Source organism: Pseudomonas sp. S30_BP2TU TE3576, from assembly GCF_050436025.1.
Classification (GTDB): Bacteria; Pseudomonadota; Gammaproteobacteria; order Pseudomonadales; family Pseudomonadaceae; genus Aquipseudomonas.
Genome location: NZ_JBNDLK010000001.1, coordinates 1,943,934 through 1,959,538, shown reverse-complemented (window position 1 = coordinate 1,959,538; position 15,605 = coordinate 1,943,934). Strand labels below are relative to the sequence as shown.

Here is a 15,605-nt window from a genome sequence, read left to right as displayed (position 1 = left end):
CAGAATCCTGCCTACTGTCATAAATGACAGGTATTAAAAACCCGCTTGTTAAAACAAGCGGGTTTTTTACCTTACTTTATAGTGAGTTTGAACTCACCGCCGAACGCGGCATCACCGGCTGGTTATCATTGGAAATCGTCACTTCCACCCGACGGTTCTGCGCGCGTCCCGAAACGCTGGTGTTATCCGCCACCGGGTATTCCTTGCCGTAACCCTGGGCGACGATGCGCGCCGGATCGACGCCCATCTTCACCAGCGCCATGCGCACGGAGCTGGCGCGGCGTTCCGACAGTGACTGGTTATGCGATGCCGTACCGGTGCTGTCGGTGTAGCCCTCGACAATCACTTTACGGTCTGGGTTTTCCTGGAGGTACTGCGCCAGTTTGCTGATGTTGGTCAGGCCGTTGGATTTCAGCTCGGCCTTGTCCGTGGCGAACAGCACATCCCCGAAAGTCACCAGCGTCCCGCGCTCGGTCTGCCTGGCGTTGAGGCTGTCCTTCAGTTGTTTGATCTGCTGATCGCGGCCTGCCAGGCGGGCCTCGGCCCGTTGTGCCGAAGTGTTTTTCAGATTGGCTTCAGCGGTGCGCAGGGCAATGGTCTGCTTGGCCACTTCAACCCGCTGGTTGGTCAGATAGGCAAGCTGGTCAACCTTGGCTGCGTCTTGCTTGTCCCGGTAGGCCTGGTCGGCCTTGTCCAGATAATCGCTGGCTTCCTTGGTTTCCAGGGCTGCGACTTTGCTGGCCTGTGGGTCGGCTTGCAGGCCGCTGTAGTTGGTGCGGGCCTGTTCGAGGTTGGCGTTGGGCGGCGTGGAGCAGGCCGCCAGGGCGACGGTGGCAGCCAGCAGAGTTGGGATCATCAGTTGAATGCGTTTCATGATTTCGTCCTTTTAGTCGAGAGGGAATGCGTGGTGCCGCGCCGCTTACTGAACGGTGCGCTGGCTTTCCTGACGCAATTCCTGAACGCCTTTCTGCGCGTCCTTCACGGATTGTTCGGCCTTCATCGCCTGGGCCTTGCGCTCTGCGACACGAGCGTCCCACTCGGCCTGTTCGGCGAGCATCCGGGCCTGGTCATATTTTTTGTCGTGCATGGCGATTTCGGCTTGCTTGAGCTTGTCCTGGGCCGACTTCATTTCCACCGCGGCGAACTCGGTGCCGCCGGCGCTCACGGCGTCGTTGACGGCCGATTGGGTCACCGCGTACTGCTCGGTCGGCGGGTTACCGGCGCAACCGGCCAGGATCAGGCTGCTGCCGAGGGCCAGCGCCGCCAGTTGGAGGCCGCGCGAATGAGTGAACGAGGATGTGCCGGTTCGGGTTTTCATGGTCTTCAACTCCATTGGGCTAACTCCTGAAAAGCGTTGAATCCATCCTGGGCAGGGCGCTGAGGCCATCAATTGCGGGGTGTTTTGAAACGCTCGTCCCAGGCGTGGTTACTTGGGTTGACCCGAGGCTTTTTTTGAAAGTTCAGAGAAATAGCGAGCTACCGAAAAAACTTTGACCGAGTCGACAGAGCTCCAAGTCGGGGATTTACGTCACGCACAGCGGTATGCCGGACCTTTTACAGGCCCGGAGAAACGCAATTTACGAAGTGAAATACAGGCCAATGTGGGAGCGGGCTTGCTCGCGAAAGCGGTGTGTCAGCCGACATCAATGTTGCCTGACACTACGCCTTCGCGAGCAAGCCCGCTCCCACAGGGTTCAATGCAAACTCAGTGTTTCTGTTTGTCCTCGGGCATCGACAAATCGTGCAAATGCCGACGGGACAGCGCCAGAAAGCGCGGGGTCGGTCCGATGTCTTCGTACAGTGGATCGCCTTCTTCGTCCGTGGCGACCACAGTCGAGCCTTTGACGTACGGGAAGCTTCTTTCCAGCTCCTCCAGCGCGGCGCCGATCAGATCGCCGAGCAGTTCTTCGGGATGCCGCTTGGGGTACATCTCGACGAGCGCTGCCAGCCTTGCGGCAGACTCCACGTCCAGATGAATCGAGTAGCCGGTGTCGGTCAGGCGACCCTTGGCGTTTTCTTCCCAGTGGTGGGCAAGCTCGCGGATTTTCATATTGACCTCATGGCGCGACCGCTCGTGGCAGGCAGGGTGAGTGTCCGGCATTGGCCGGCGACAGCCGTTGTACGGCTTATCTTCAGACTAGCCTCAACGGGCAGGGTTTAAAGTCCCTTCGTCGTCTTGCTTGTAAGAACCTGTCTGGAACGGCACTCTCTAGGTTCTTAGCCGTCCGGATTTTTTGCTGGAGACCTGCTGATGACCGATATTGATGCACGCTTGCGCGAGGATGTTCACCTGTTGGGTGAGCTGTTGGGCAACACCATTCGTGAACAATATGGCGACGGTTTTCTCGACAAGATCGAGCAGATCCGCAAGGGCGCCAAGGCTGACCGGCGCGGTTCCATGGATGCCGAGCTCAGCGCCAGCCTCAACCAGCTGACCGAAGACGAACTGTTGCCGGTAGCGCGGGCGTTCAACCAGTTTCTCAACCTGGCCAATATCGCCGAGCAATACCAGTTGATTCACCGTCGCGAGGAGACTCAACAGGCGCCGTTCGAAGCCCGGGTGTTGCCCGAGTTGCTCGCTCGCCTGCGCGCCGAGGGTCATGGCGCCGAAGCACTGGCCCGGCAATTGGGGCGACTGGAGATTGAACTGGTACTGACGGCGCACCCGACCGAAGTCGCGCGTCGCACGCTGATCCAGAAGTACGACGCCATCGCCGCGCAACTGGCGGCGCAGGATCACCGCGACTTGACCAGTGCCGAGCGCGAGCAGATCAAAACCACCTTGCAGCGTCTGATCGCCGAAGCCTGGCACACCGAAGAAATCCGCCGCACGCGTCCGACACCGGTGGACGAAGCCAAGTGGGGTTTCGCGGTGATCGAGCATTCGCTGTGGCAGGCCATTCCGAATTATCTGCGCAAGGCCGACCAGGCCCTGCACGCCGCCACCGGCCTGCGCTTGCCACTGGAGGCGGCGCCGATTCGCTTTGCCTCGTGGATGGGCGGCGACCGCGACGGCAACCCCAATGTGACAGCGGCGGTTACCCGAGAGGTTTTACTGTTGGCGCGCTGGATGGCAGCTGATTTGTACCTGCGCGATGTCGATCACCTCGCGGCAGAACTGTCGATGCAGCAGGCCAGCGTTGAATTGAAGGCCAAGGCGGGTGACAGCGCCGAACCTTATCGGGCAGTGCTCAAACAGCTGCGCGAACGCCTGCGGGCGACGCGCAACTGGGCGCACACCTCGTTGTCGACGCCAACGCCGGTACCGGCCGATGTGCTGCAAAACAACCGCGAACTGCTCGATCCGCTGGAGCTGTGCTACCACTCGCTGCATAAATGCGGCATGGGCGTGATCGCCGACGGGCCGTTGCTCGATTGCCTGCGTCGGGCAGTGACGTTCGGCCTGTTCCTTGTTCGTCTGGATGTGCGCCAGGACTCGTCGCGGCACACCGCCGCCATGACCGAAATCACCGATTACCTGGGTCTGGGTCGCTACGAGGACTGGAGCGAGGAAGAGCGCATTGCCTTCCTGATGCGTGAACTGAACAACCGTCGGCCGTTGCTGCCGACGTACTTCAAACCTTCCGCCGACACCGCCGAAGTGCTGGCGACCTGTCGGGAGATCGCCGCTGCGCCGCAGGCGTCTCTCGGTTCCTATGTGATTTCCATGGCGGGTGCCGCCTCCGATGTGCTGGCCGTGCAATTGCTGCTCAAGGAATCCGGCGTGCTGCGGCCGATGCGCGTGGTGCCGTTGTTCGAAACCCTGGCGGACCTCGACAACGCCGGCCCGGTGATCGAGAAACTGCTGCTGTTGCCGGGCTATCGCTCGCGTCTGCAAGGGCCGCAGGAAGTGATGATTGGTTACTCCGACTCCGCCAAGGACGCCGGCACCACCGCGGCGGCCTGGGCGCAGTACCGGGCGCAGGAGCGACTGGTGGAGATCTGCCGCGGACAACAAGTGGAGCTGCTGTTATTCCACGGACGCGGCGGCACCGTAGGGCGTGGCGGCGGCCCGGCCCACGCGGCAATCCTGTCACAGCCACCGGGTTCGGTGGCGGGGCGTTTCCGCACCACCGAACAGGGTGAAATGATTCGTTTCAAATTCGGCCTGCCGGACATCGCCGAGCAAAACCTCAATCTGTACCTGGCCGCCGTACTCGAAGCGACGTTGCTGCCGCCGCCACCACCGACGCCTGAATGGCGACACTTGATGGATGAACTGGCGGCAGACGGTGTCAGCGCTTACCGCGCCGTGGTGCGGGAAAACCCGCAGTTCGTGGAGTATTTCCGCCAGTCCACGCCGGAACAGGAACTCGGTCGTTTGCCGCTGGGCAGCCGTCCGGCCAAGCGCCGGGCCGGGGGGATCGAAAGCCTGCGGGCGATTCCGTGGATCTTCGGCTGGACCCAGACGCGCCTGATGCTGCCAGCCTGGCTGGGTTGGGAAGCCGCCCTGAGCAAGGCTCTGGAGCGTGGCGAAGGCGAGCTGCTGGGGCAAATGCGTGAGCAGTGGCCGTTCTTCCGCACCCGCATCGACATGCTGGAAATGGTCCTGGCCAAGGCCGATGCTGACATTGCACAGTCCTACGATGAGCGTCTGGTGGAACCGAATCTGCTGCCATTGGGTGCGCACTTACGCGACCTATTGTCGCAGGCGTGCACCATCGTTCTCGGCCTGACCGGGCAGTCGCAGCTGCTGGCACATAGCCCGGCGACCCTCGAGTTCATCCGCTTGCGCAACACCTACCTCGACCCGCTTCATCTATTGCAGGCCGAGTTGCTGGCCCGTTCGCGAGTGCAGGACGTGGCGCAGGGCAGCCCGGTAGAACAGGCCCTGCTGGTGTCTGTCGCAGGGATTGCCGCCGGATTGCGTAACACTGGCTAAGGTTTTTGCCGTGGGGCCAGGCATCCGTCAGGTGAGACGGATGCCGCCGTATCAGGGGTTGAAAAGTGCTGTCAGGCGACAGTTAATGACGGGGTTGCGACTTGGGAAACTGCGCGCAATGGTCGCAAGAGGCAGCGGTTTCTCCGACTTTTGGCGTCTTGTGTGGGCGCAGCCTGCTGTGTATCTTGAGCAGCCTTTGGCCGTTTGGGCGGTCACGACCCTAATTTTGAGATTGGCCCCACGAGGCGAATCTGACGTTATCTATATAAAAAATTGAGGAGCACATCGATGCGCGTCATTCTGCTGGGAGCTCCCGGGGCCGGTAAAGGTACTCAGGCTAAGTTCATCACCGAAAAATTCGGCATTCCGCAAATCTCCACCGGCGACATGCTGCGTGCAGCGGTCAAGGCTGGTACCGAGTTGGGCATCAAGGCCAAGAGCATCATGGATGCCGGCGGCCTGGTGTCCGATGACCTGATCATCGCACTGGTCAAGGACCGCATCGCCCAGTCCGATTGTGCCAACGGTTTCCTGTTCGACGGCTTCCCGCGCACCATTCCCCAGGCTGAAGCCCTGGTGACGGCCGGCGTCGAGCTGGATGCAGTGGTTGAAATCGCCGTCGAAGACGAAGAAATCGTCCAGCGTATCGCCGGTCGCCGTGTTCACGAGGCCAGCGGCCGCGTGTACCACATCGTCTACAACCCGCCGAAAATCGCTGGCAAAGACGACATCACTGGTGAAGAGCTGGTACAGCGCAAGGACGACACCGAAGAAACCGTGCGTCATCGCCTGTCGGTCTACCATTCGCAGACCAAGCCGCTGGTGGACTTCTACCAGAAGCTGTCGGCTGCCAATGGCAAGCCGCAGTACAGCCATATCGAAGGCGTCGGTTCGGTTGAAGCGATCACCGCCAAGGTGCTTGCAGCCCTGAGCTGAAAAACCTGATCCGCTGCATCATCCACGGCCCGCTTGCGGGCCGTAGTTGTTTATACTGGCGCACTTTTTCTGACTTCTTCTTACGGAAACATCGATGAGCACCTTGCTGGCCCTGGACACCGCGACTGAAGCTTGCTCCGTTGCCTTGCTGCATGACGGCAAGGTCACGAGCCATTACGAGGTGATCCCGCGCCTGCACGCGCAGAAGTTGTTGCCGATGATCCAGCAGTTGCTGGCCGATGCCGGGACCACCCTGCAAGCGGTCGATGCCATCGCGTTCGGCCGTGGCCCGGGTGCCTTCACGGGGGTGCGTATCGCCATCGGCGTGGTGCAAGGCCTGGCGTTTGCCCTGGATCGCCCGGTGTTGCCGGTGTCGAACCTGGCCGTGTTGGCGCAACGCGCATTGCGCGAACATGGTGCCAGTCAAGTCGCCGCCGCCATCGATGCGCGGATGGACGAAGTGTATTGGGGTTGCTACCGCGAAACGGCCGGGGAGATGCGCCTGGTTGGCGCCGAAGCGGTACTGCCGCCGGAGTCCGCTGCATTGCCGGCCGATGCCTGCGGTGAATGGTTCGGCGCAGGCACCGGTTGGGGTTATGGCGAGCGCATCGCCGTCAACCTCAGCGGGCAGGACGCAGGCATGTTGCCCCATGCCGAAGACCTGCTGGCCCTGGCGCGATTTGCCTGGGCGCGCGGGGAGGCGATCGTGGCCGATGAGGCGCAGCCGGTGTATCTGCGCGATAAAGTGGCGACGCCCAAAGCGCGTTGATTCACGCAGTACCTGTGGAAGCGGGCTTGCTCGCGAAGGCGGTATAACATTCAACATTTCTGTTGCCTGACACACCGCCTTCGCGAGCAAGCCCGCTCCCACAGGGTTAGTGTTCTGCGCTAATTCTGCCAATCGTCATTTTCTAACCCCGGCTTTTAAACCTTTTGCCTTTTATGTGTTCTAGTTATCACTCGGCGGTTTGCGAAGTGGTTTTTGCGCCACTAAACTGCCATCACTGATTCCGAGTATGCACCTATGCGTATAGACGGCGTTTCCTCTCAGTCCTACCCCATCAAGCGCAAACCTCGTACAGGCCGCGTGGTGGAAGACGACGCCATTGATATCGAAGGCGAGCTGGAATTCCCGACTGAAGAGCAACTGGCTGCACGCGCCGCCAAAGCCTCTGCGCAAAAACTGAGCAATCTCCCCGCCCGTCAACAAGACATGCTTTACCACCGAGCCATGAGCAAAAGCGTGGCGATGGCCCTGGCCAGCTACCTGAGCACCGCCGGTTTCGTCGATTGGGAAGCGGATGTGCTGGGTCTCGACTTGTACATCTGATGTTGTTGCCGTACTACCTCGGTTGCCCGTCCTGGAGCGAAAACGCCTGGCGCGATTACTTGTATCCATCGGACGCCAGGCCCGCTGAGTTTCTTGATCTCTATTCCCGAGTATTCAATGCCGTAGAAGGCAACACGACCTTCTACGCGAGCCCGGCTGCGAGCACCGTGCAGCGTTGGGCCGACACCATGCCCGAACACTTTCGTTTCACCGCCAAGTTTCCCGGCGAGATCAGCCACGGCGGTGACCTGCGCGAGCAGCTGACCGCCGCCGAAACCTTCACTCAGTTACTCAGCCCGCTCGGTGAGCGGGTGTCGCCACTGTGGTTGCAGCTGTCGAAAAGCTTCACGCCCCAACGGTTGCCCGAACTGGCCGGATTTATCGATGCCCTGCAACGGCCGCTGGCCGTGGAAGTGCGGCATGACGACTTTTTTGCCAAGGGTGACAGCGAGCGAATGCTCAACCGTCTGCTGCTGGATCGCGGAGTCGAACGCATCTGCCTCGATCCACGTGCGCTGTTCAGTTGCACGTCGACCGAGCCCTCGGTGCTCCATGCGCAATCGAAGAAACCCCGTGTACCACCGCGTCCGGCGGCATTCACGGCATTCCCGCAGGTACGTTTTATCGGCCATCCGACGCTTGAGGCCAACGATACGTTCCTGGAACCCTGGGTCGAAAAAATCGCGGTGTGGATCGAAGAAGGCCGCACGCCGTATATCTTCCTGCACACCGCCGACAACGTTCTGGCCGCGAAACTGGCGCAGCGCTTTCACGCCAGGCTGATGTTGCGTTTGCCTGGCTTGCCGGCGCTGCCTGAGCTATACAGAGAACCCGCCATCGAGCAACTTGGCCTGCTCTGAGGCGGATTTCCCCTTCTTCAGGAGCCTGCCAATGGATGCGCAAACCCTTCGAGCCCAGGCGTTCAAAGCCCTTCACGAACGCCACGGGGCTTTTGTGATTCCCAATCCGTGGGATGCCGGTTCAGCGAAAATGCTCGCCAGCCTCGGCTTCGAGGCGCTGGCGACTACCAGTGCCGGTTATGCCTTTTCCCAGGGGCGTGCCGATGGCGGATTGACCCTCGACGATACCCTGCTGAACGTTCAGGCGATTGTTGCCGCCACCGACCTGCCGGTTGCCGTGGACCTGGAAAACGGTTTTGCCGACAACCCGGCCGATTGCGCCAAAAGCATTTTGCGCGCGGCAGAGGCCGGTGCCGTCGGTGGATCGATTGAAGATGCCACCGGCCGCGAGGAAGGCCCGATCTACTGTTTCGAACACGCTGTGGCGCGGATTGAGGCCTCTGTCGCTGCTGCTCGCAGTTTGCCGTTCCCCTTCACGTTGACTGCCCGGGCGGAAAATTTCCTGCACGGCAATCCGGATCTGGCCGACACCATTCGCCGCTTGCAGGCATTTGCCGAGGCCGGTGCCGACGTGCTCTACGCACCGGGCCTGCGCAGTGCCGAGGATGTCTTGGCGGTGGTGCGTGCGCTGGCGCCAAAACCGGTGAATGTGTTGATGTCGGGCGGCTTGAAACTGACGGTCGCGCAGTTGAGTGAAATGGGCGTCAAACGCATCAGTGTAGGTTCGGCGCTGGCACTGGCGGCGTATGGCGAGTTCTTTCGCGCCGCCGAGGAAATCCGGACAGCGGGCACGTTCGGTTTCACGTCCCGGTCGATGCCGTACCAGAAGGCCAATCAGTTTTTTAAAGGCTGAGGGATGCGCAAGAGGATGCGGCCGAGGATCAGGCGGCGATACGCAGGTTCTGCAGGATGATCGGGCGGGCCCAGCCGTTATCGAAATCGAGTTGTTTTTGTTGTTCCCGCTGTTCCTCTGGCGAGAACGGCGGGAACGGCTTGTCGAGCAGGTCGAGTTCGAACTCGGCGATGGGCAAGTGCAGCGGACGCGGTTGCGGGGCAGGGCCGGCTTGTGGCACCGGTTGACCGGCGTTCAGTACGATCGGGCGAACCCAGTCGCTTTCGAAGTCCTGCTGTTTTTGCTGGGCGACGATTTCATCCGCCGGGAACGCTGGCCGTGGTTTGTCGGCCAGGTCCATTTCGAATTCGGCAATCGGCAGGAACAGCGGCTCGGGCGGGCGGATTACGTTGTCCGTCACGTCGCATTCGCGCTGGGACACGATGTGCTCCAGCAGCTCGCTGCCGACGGTAGGTTCAACCGGGCTTTCGAGATCGACCGGTGGGAAATTCAACGATTCAGGCAGCACATCACCCGACTGATCGGCCAGCGCCCGGGCAAAGAAATCCTGCCAGATGTGGCTGACGCCGCTCAGTGCCTGGGTGTTTCGCAGGTTGTAATTGCCGTAGGGCGATATAAAACCTGTGATTGTGGGTTGAATGTCTGACATTTCTCTCGGTCGACGCTCAGCTCTGGCAAAATGCTCGATAGTTTTGTTATCGGCAGTTTTTGCCGATCATTAATTTTTTGAGCGTGTTTTCCGATGATTGATCAACCTGCGGCCTGCCGCATCCATGTCCAGGCCCTGGACGCGGCTTTCGAGCCACAAGCCGAGCAATGGGCCGAGCGTCTGGGCTTGCCGATGCAAGTGGCTGACGGTGAGTTTGCCTTGCAGGTGGGCGACCAGGGTTTGCAACTGCAACAGCTCGGGCCGGATGCGCCGGGGCCGGTGCGGGTTGACTTCGTGGAGGGCGGTGCGGCCCATCGCCGGTTGTATGGCGGTGGCAGCGGGCAGATGATCGCCAAGGCCGTCGGTGTTGCCCAAGGTGTGCGCCCGCGCGTACTGGACGCCACGGCCGGGCTGGGCAAAGACGCGTTCGTGCTGGCCAGCCTCGGTTGCGAGATGAGCCTGATCGAGCGTCAACCGCTGATAGGTGCCTTGCTGGAGGATGGACTGGCCCGTGGCGCGGAAGATTTCGACGTGGCGCCGATCGTGGCGCGCATGCACTTGCTCAAGGGCAACTCGATCGAGGTGATGCGCAATTGGGAAGGCGAACCGCCGCAGGTGATCTACCTGGACCCGATGTTCCCGCACCGTGAGAAAACTGCGCTGGTGAAAAAGGAAATGCGCCTGTTCCGGCCGCTGGTGGGCGATGACCCGGATGCGCCGGCATTGCTCGAAGCCGCATTGGCCCTGGCCAGCCACCGGGTGGTGGTCAAGCGTCCGCGCAAGGCGCCGTGTATCGAGGGGCCGAAGCCGAGTCATGCGCTGGATGGCAAGTCCAGTCGGTATGACATCTATCCGAAGAAAGCGCTCAAGCCTTAGTACCGAGTCGCCTGCTTCGCGAGCAAGCCCGCTCCCACATTTGACCGCATACTGTCTGACAGAACCGGGTCACCTGTGGGAGCGGGCTTGCTCGCGAATACGCCCGCCCAATCGCCACAAGCTCATCAGGCTCACTCAGGCCGATAAGCCCGCATAAACAACCCCACCACTTCCCGTACATGGCTCTCCGCCGCCTCGCCAACCGGCGGTTCGCCGCAGCCATACAGCAAGCGGAAATTTCCGGCGCCCTTGAGCAGGCAGAAGAAGTGCTCGGCCGCGTTGTGCGGTTTGTCGATACGCAACACACCACTTTCATCGATCTTGCTCAGCAGGCGCTCCATGCCATGCAGCATGCGTTCCGGCCCGGCTTCGAAGAATATCTGCGACAGCTTAGGGTCCTGGCTGCCCAGGGTCATCATCAAGCGGTGCAGGTTCACCGATTCATCACTGTTGATCAGTTGGTGAAAACCGCGTGCGATGTTCAGCAGCACGGTTTCCACTGCCACACCTTCCGGCAGTTCGAAGAACAGCGGTGGCAACTGCTCCTCGCACTTGGCCACCACGGCGGCGGAGAACAGCGTCTCCTTGTCGTTGAAGTGGCTATAGACCGTCAGCTTCGACACACCGGCCTCGGTTGCGACGGCATCCATGCTGGTATTGGCGTAACCCTTACTCAGAAACAGCGTTTTCGCCGCATCGAGAATCGCCTGGCGTTTGACCAAATCCTTGGGTCTGCCTGGGCCATTGGGTGCTGAAAGATTGTTTGGCATATTCGTTTTTATTACTGGACTGGTGAGTTTGCTATTAATAACATACTGCTCAGTATAATTATTCAAAGCACCATTAGCGAAAGGTCCTTTACCATGTTCCGCTATGCCTTGCCCCTCGCGTTGCCAGTCACCCTGGCTTTTTTATTGTCTGCGTGTGGTCACGAAGAGGCGCCGCAAGTCAGCGTACGCCCGGCCATGGTGGTCCAGCCAGAGCCTTCGGCGCAGTCCATGGAAAGCTATCCCGGTGAAGTTCGCGCACGTTATGAACCGGATCTGGCGTTCCGTATCGGCGGCAAAGTCAGCCGACGACTGGTTGAGGAAGGGCAGCGGGTCAAGGCTGATCAACCGTTGGCGGAGCTCGATCCTCAGGACGTGCGCCTGCAACTGGAAGCCACTCGCGCCCAGGTCGCCGCCGCTGAAGCCAATTTGAGCATGGTGCGTGCCGAGCGTGATCGCTACAAGACCCTGATGGAGCGCCAGATGGTCAGTCGCTCGCAGTACGACAACGCCGAAAACCTCTACCGCTCCGGTGAAGCGCGCCTCAAGCAAATCAAAGCCGAATTCAACGTTTCCAATAACCAGGCCAGCTACGCCGTGTTGCGTGCACCGCAGGACGGCGTCGTGGCCAAGCGTCTGGTGGAAGTCGGGCAAGTCGTGGCCGCCGGGCAAACGGTGTTCACACTGGCTACCGATGGCGAGCGTGAAGTGTCGATCAGCCTGCCGGAGCAGAATTTCGGCCGTTTCAAGGTCGGTGAGCCGGTGTCAGTAGAACTCTGGACCCAGCCCGACCAGCGTTTTGCCGGACGTATCCGTGAGTTGTCGCCAGCAGCTGATCCAAAATCGCGCACCTTCGCGGCGCGTATTACCTTCAACACCGGCAACGTTCCTGTCGAACTGGGCCAGAGCGCCCGAGTGTTCGTGCAGGCCGTCGATGTGGTCCCACTGTCCGTTCCGCTGTCTGCGCTGACAGCAGAAAACGGCGTGACCTATGTCTGGGTCGTCAGCGCCAACAATACCTTGAAGAGAACTCCGGTGCGCGTCGGTGCCTTCGGCGAGAAAACCGTGCCGGTGCTTGAAGGGCTCAACGCCAGCGACTGGGTAGTAGCCGCCGGTGTCCATGTGCTTCTCGAAGGGCAGCAGGTACGCCCGGTGGATCGCTCCAATCGCGTGGTCAATCTGGCGGACAAGGAGTAAGCCCCGATGCGCTTCAACGTTTCCGAATGGGCGCTGCGTAATCGCCAGATCGTCCTGTTCCTGATGCTGTTGCTGGCCATTGTCGGCGCACTTTCCTACACCAAGCTCGGCCAGAGCGAAGACCCGCCGTTCACCTTCAAGGCCATGGTGATTCGCACCAACTGGCCGGGAGCGACCGCCGAGGAAGTCTCGCGCCAGGTCACCGAACGCATCGAAAAGAAACTGATGGAAACCGGCGAGTACGAGCGCATCGTGTCGTTCTCCCGCCCCGGCGAATCCCAGGTGACCTTCATCGCGCGCGACTCGATGCACTCGGTGGAGATCCCGGACCTCTGGTACCAGGTGCGCAAGAAGATCAGCGACATTCGTCATACCTTGCCACCGGGGATTCAGGGGCCGTTCTTCAACGATGAATTCGGCACCACCTTCGGCAATATCTACGCCCTGACCGGCGAAGGTTTCGACTATGCTGTGCTCAAGGATTACGCCGACCGCATCCAGATCCAGCTGCAACGGGTCAAAGATGTGGGCAAGGTTGAACTGCTGGGATTGCAGGACGAGAAAGTCTGGATCGAACTCTCCAACGTCAAGCTCGCCACCCTCGGCTTGCCGCTGGCTACTGTCCAGCAAGCCCTTGAAGAACAGAACGCGGTGTCCACGGCAGGCTTCTTCGAAACCAGCAGCGAGCGCTTGCAGCTACGGGTGACAGGGAATTTCCAGACGGTCGACGAGATTAAGAACTTCCCGATCCGCGTTGGTGATCGCACTTTCCGCATCTCTGATGTGGCCAACGTGCGGCGTGGTTTCAACGATCCACCGGCGCCGCGCATGCGCTTCATGGCGCAGGACGCCATCGGCCTGGCGGTGGCGATGAAGGACGGCGGTGACATTCTGGTGCTGGGCAAGGCACTGGAAGTTGAATTCGCCCGTATCCAGAAAAACCTCCCGGCCGGCATGGAGTTGCGCAAAGTCTCCGACCAGCCGGCAGCGGTGAAAACCGGTGTTGGCGAGTTCGTGCAAGTGCTGGTCGAGGCGTTGGCCATTGTGTTGCTGGTGAGCTTCTTCTCCCTCGGCGTGCGCACCGGCATGGTGGTGGCCCTGGCTATTCCGCTGGTGCTGGCGATGACGTTCGCCTGCATGTATTACCTCGGTATCGGTCTGCACAAGATTTCCCTTGGTGCGCTGGTACTGGCCCTGGGTTTGCTGGTGGACGACGCGATCATCGCCGTGGAAATGATGGCGATCAAAATGGAGCAGGGCTTCGACCGGGTTAAAGCGGCGAGTTATGCCTGGACCAGCACTGCGTTCCCGATGCTCACCGGTACGCTGATCACCGCGGCTGGTTTCCTGCCGATTGCCACGGCGCAATCGGGCACGGGCGAATACACCCGTTCGATTTTCGAGGTGGTCACCATTGCGCTGTTGGCGTCGTGGGTGGCCGCGGTGGTCTTTGTGCCGTACCTGGGGGAAAAACTCCTGCCAGACCTGGCGAAAATTCACGCCGCCAAGCACGGTGCCGGCCAGCCCGATCCGTATGGCACGCCGTTCTATCAGCGCGTCCGGCGTCTGGTGGAGTGGTGCGTGCACTGGCGCAAAACCGTGATCATGGCGACCGTGCTGTTGTTCATTGCCTCTATCGTGCTGTTCAAGTTTGTGCCGCAGCAGTTCTTCCCGGCATCGGGTCGCCTGGAGTTGATGGTCGACCTGAAACTGGCCGAAGGCGCTTCGCTGAGCAACACCGCCGACGAGGTCAAACGCCTCGAAGCGCTGCTCAAGGACAAGGCAGGGATCGATAATTACGTGGCCTACGTCGGCACCGGCTCGCCGCGCTTCTACTTGCCGCTGGATCAGCAACTGCCGGCGGCGAGCTTCGCCCAGTTTGTCGTCCTGGCGAAAACCATCGAAGAGCGGGAATCCCTGCGCACCTGGTTGATTTCAACCCTCAACGAGCAATTCCCGGCGCTGCGCTCGCGGGTCACGCGTCTGGAAAACGGTCCGCCGGTTGGCTATCCGGTGCAATTTCGCGTGACCGGGGAGCACATCGAAGAGGTGCGGGCGCTGGCACGTAAAGTCGCGGCCAAGGTTCGCGAGAACCCGCATGTGGCCAACGTCCACCTGGATTGGGAAGAACCGAGCAAAGTCGTCTACCTGAACATCGATCAGGACCGCGCGCGGGCGCTGGGCGTGAGCACGGCGAACCTGTCGAGGTTCTTGCAAAGCTCCCTGACCGGCTCCAGCGTCAGCCAATACCGTGAAGACAACGAGTTGATCGAGATCCTGTTGCGCGGCACCTTGCATGAGCGTACCGAGTTGTCGTTGCTGCCGAGCCTGGCGGTGCCGACCGATAACGGTCGCAGCGTCGCGCTGTCGCAGATCGCGACCCTGGAGTATGGCTTCGAGGAGGGCATCATCTGGCACCGCAATCGCCTGCCCAACGTGACGGTTCGCGCCGACATCTATGGCAAGGAGCAACCGGCGACGCTGGTGCAGCAGATCATGCCGACCCTCGATCCGATCCGCGCCGAACTGCCCGATGGGTACTTGCTGGATGTCGGCGGCACGGTGGAGGACTCCGCACGCGGACAGAACTCGGTGAGGGCTGGCGTGCCGTTGTTCATCGTGGTGGTGTTGACCTTGCTGATGCTGCAACTGCGCAGTTTTTCGCGCACGGCGATGGTGTTTCTGACGGCGCCTTTGGGGTTGATCGGGGTGACGCTGTTTCTGTTGGTGTTTCGCCAGCCGTTCGGTTTTGTCGCGATGCTGGGGACCATCGCCTTGTCGGGGATGATCATGCGTAACTCGGTGATTCTGGTGGATCAGATCGAGCAGGACATTGCTGCCGGGTTGAAGCCTTGGCAGGCGATCATCGAGGCGACGGTGCGGCGGTTCCGGCCGATTGTATTGACGGCGCTCGCTGCTGTTTTGGCGATGATTCCGTTGTCGCGCAGTGTGTTTTTCGGGCCGATGGCGGTGGCGATCATGGGGGGGTTGATTGTGGCCACGGCGTTGACGCTGCTGTTTTTGCCGGCGTTGTATGCAGCCTGGTTCCGGGTCAGGAAGGAGACTGTTTGACCGGGGACATATCCATTTCTTCGGTCACGGCGGCTTATGGTTCCGCTCTTACAGCGGGTCACTTTTGGCAAACGCCCCAAAAGTAACCAAAAGGTCTCGCCCCTTACGTACGGCCCCTCGCTGAGGCTCGGGGTTCCTTCGCTCCGGCATTCATCCGGGGGCATCGCCTCCGGTCGGCTTCGC

The 15,605-nt window shown here is 60.7% G+C and carries 14 protein-coding genes; 9 read left to right on the top strand and 5 right to left on the bottom strand.

Annotated features, from left to right (window positions below; translation table 11 throughout):
• Positions 1–76: 76 nt before the first annotated feature.
• The 3 genes from ABIA48_RS08960 to ABIA48_RS08950 form a co-directional block, all read right to left on the bottom strand.
• Positions 77–874, bottom strand: coding sequence for an OmpA family protein (locus ABIA48_RS08960; RefSeq protein ID WP_429488007.1), 798 nt, complete (start codon positions 872–874; stop codon positions 77–79).
• Between the two features lie 45 nt (positions 875–919).
• Complete coding sequence (locus tag ABIA48_RS08955) at positions 920–1,333, bottom strand: DUF4398 domain-containing protein (protein WP_007975021.1); 414 nt, start codon at positions 1,331–1,333, stop codon at positions 920–922.
• 372 nt (positions 1,334–1,705) lie between these two features.
• Positions 1,706–2,050, bottom strand: coding sequence for a hypothetical protein (locus ABIA48_RS08950; RefSeq protein WP_007990789.1), 345 nt, complete (start codon positions 2,048–2,050; stop codon positions 1,706–1,708).
• A 201-nt stretch (positions 2,051–2,251) separates the two neighbouring features.
• On the opposite strand from ABIA48_RS08950, the gene ppc reads away from it, so the two are divergent.
• The 6 genes from ppc (at position 2,252) to ABIA48_RS08920 (ending at position 8,861) form a co-directional block, all read left to right on the top strand.
• Positions 2,252–4,882, top strand: a complete 2,631-nt coding sequence (gene ppc, locus ABIA48_RS08945; RefSeq protein ID WP_429488004.1) for a phosphoenolpyruvate carboxylase — start codon at positions 2,252–2,254, stop codon at positions 4,880–4,882.
• Between the two features lie 288 nt (positions 4,883–5,170).
• Entirely contained in the window at positions 5,171–5,818 is a 648-nt protein-coding gene (gene adk / locus ABIA48_RS08940) for an adenylate kinase (RefSeq protein WP_007990793.1), read from the top strand.
• 94 nt (positions 5,819–5,912) lie between these two features.
• Positions 5,913–6,587 carry a tRNA (adenosine(37)-N6)-threonylcarbamoyltransferase complex dimerization subunit type 1 TsaB gene (gene tsaB, locus ABIA48_RS08935; protein WP_429488002.1) on the top strand — a complete coding sequence of 225 codons (675 nt, stop codon included), beginning with the start codon at positions 5,913–5,915 and terminating at the stop codon, positions 6,585–6,587.
• 255 nt (positions 6,588–6,842) lie between these two features.
• Positions 6,843–7,148: a hypothetical protein gene (locus tag ABIA48_RS08930; protein WP_007990798.1), complete on the top strand. Its 306-nt coding sequence runs from the start codon at positions 6,843–6,845 to the stop codon at positions 7,146–7,148.
• A complete protein-coding gene (locus tag ABIA48_RS08925; RefSeq protein ID WP_429488000.1) occupies positions 7,148–8,008 on the top strand; it encodes a DUF72 domain-containing protein in 861 nt (286 codons plus the stop codon). The genes ABIA48_RS08930 and ABIA48_RS08925 overlap by 1 nt, the downstream gene beginning before the upstream one ends.
• A gap of 31 nt (positions 8,009–8,039) precedes the next feature.
• Positions 8,040–8,861, top strand: a complete 822-nt coding sequence (locus ABIA48_RS08920; protein WP_429487998.1) for an isocitrate lyase/PEP mutase family protein — start codon at positions 8,040–8,042, stop codon at positions 8,859–8,861.
• A 28-nt stretch (positions 8,862–8,889) separates the two neighbouring features.
• On the opposite strand, the gene ABIA48_RS08915 is transcribed toward ABIA48_RS08920, so the two are convergent.
• Complete coding sequence (locus ABIA48_RS08915; protein WP_429487996.1) at positions 8,890–9,510, bottom strand: energy transducer TonB; 621 nt, start codon at positions 9,508–9,510, stop codon at positions 8,890–8,892.
• Between the two features lie 93 nt (positions 9,511–9,603).
• On the opposite strand from ABIA48_RS08915, the gene ABIA48_RS08910 reads away from it, so the two are divergent.
• A complete protein-coding gene (locus ABIA48_RS08910) occupies positions 9,604–10,386 on the top strand; it encodes a class I SAM-dependent methyltransferase (RefSeq protein ID WP_429487994.1) in 783 nt (260 codons plus the stop codon).
• A gap of 131 nt (positions 10,387–10,517) precedes the next feature.
• Here ABIA48_RS08910 and ABIA48_RS08905 read toward each other — a convergent pair whose 3' ends face one another.
• A complete protein-coding gene (locus ABIA48_RS08905; RefSeq protein ID WP_429487992.1) occupies positions 10,518–11,156 on the bottom strand; it encodes a TetR/AcrR family transcriptional regulator in 639 nt (212 codons plus the stop codon).
• Positions 11,157–11,249: 93 nt separating this feature from the next.
• On the opposite strand from ABIA48_RS08905, the gene ABIA48_RS08900 reads away from it, so the two are divergent.
• Together ABIA48_RS08900 and ABIA48_RS08895 are read left to right on the top strand one after the other, a co-directional pair.
• Entirely contained in the window at positions 11,250–12,350 is a 1,101-nt protein-coding gene (locus ABIA48_RS08900; RefSeq protein ID WP_429487991.1) for an efflux RND transporter periplasmic adaptor subunit, read from the top strand.
• A 6-nt stretch (positions 12,351–12,356) separates the two neighbouring features.
• Positions 12,357–15,422 (top strand): efflux RND transporter permease subunit, encoded by a 3,066-nt coding sequence (locus tag ABIA48_RS08895; RefSeq protein WP_429487989.1) that lies wholly within the window; start codon positions 12,357–12,359, stop codon positions 15,420–15,422.
• Positions 15,423–15,605 lie beyond the last annotated feature (183 nt).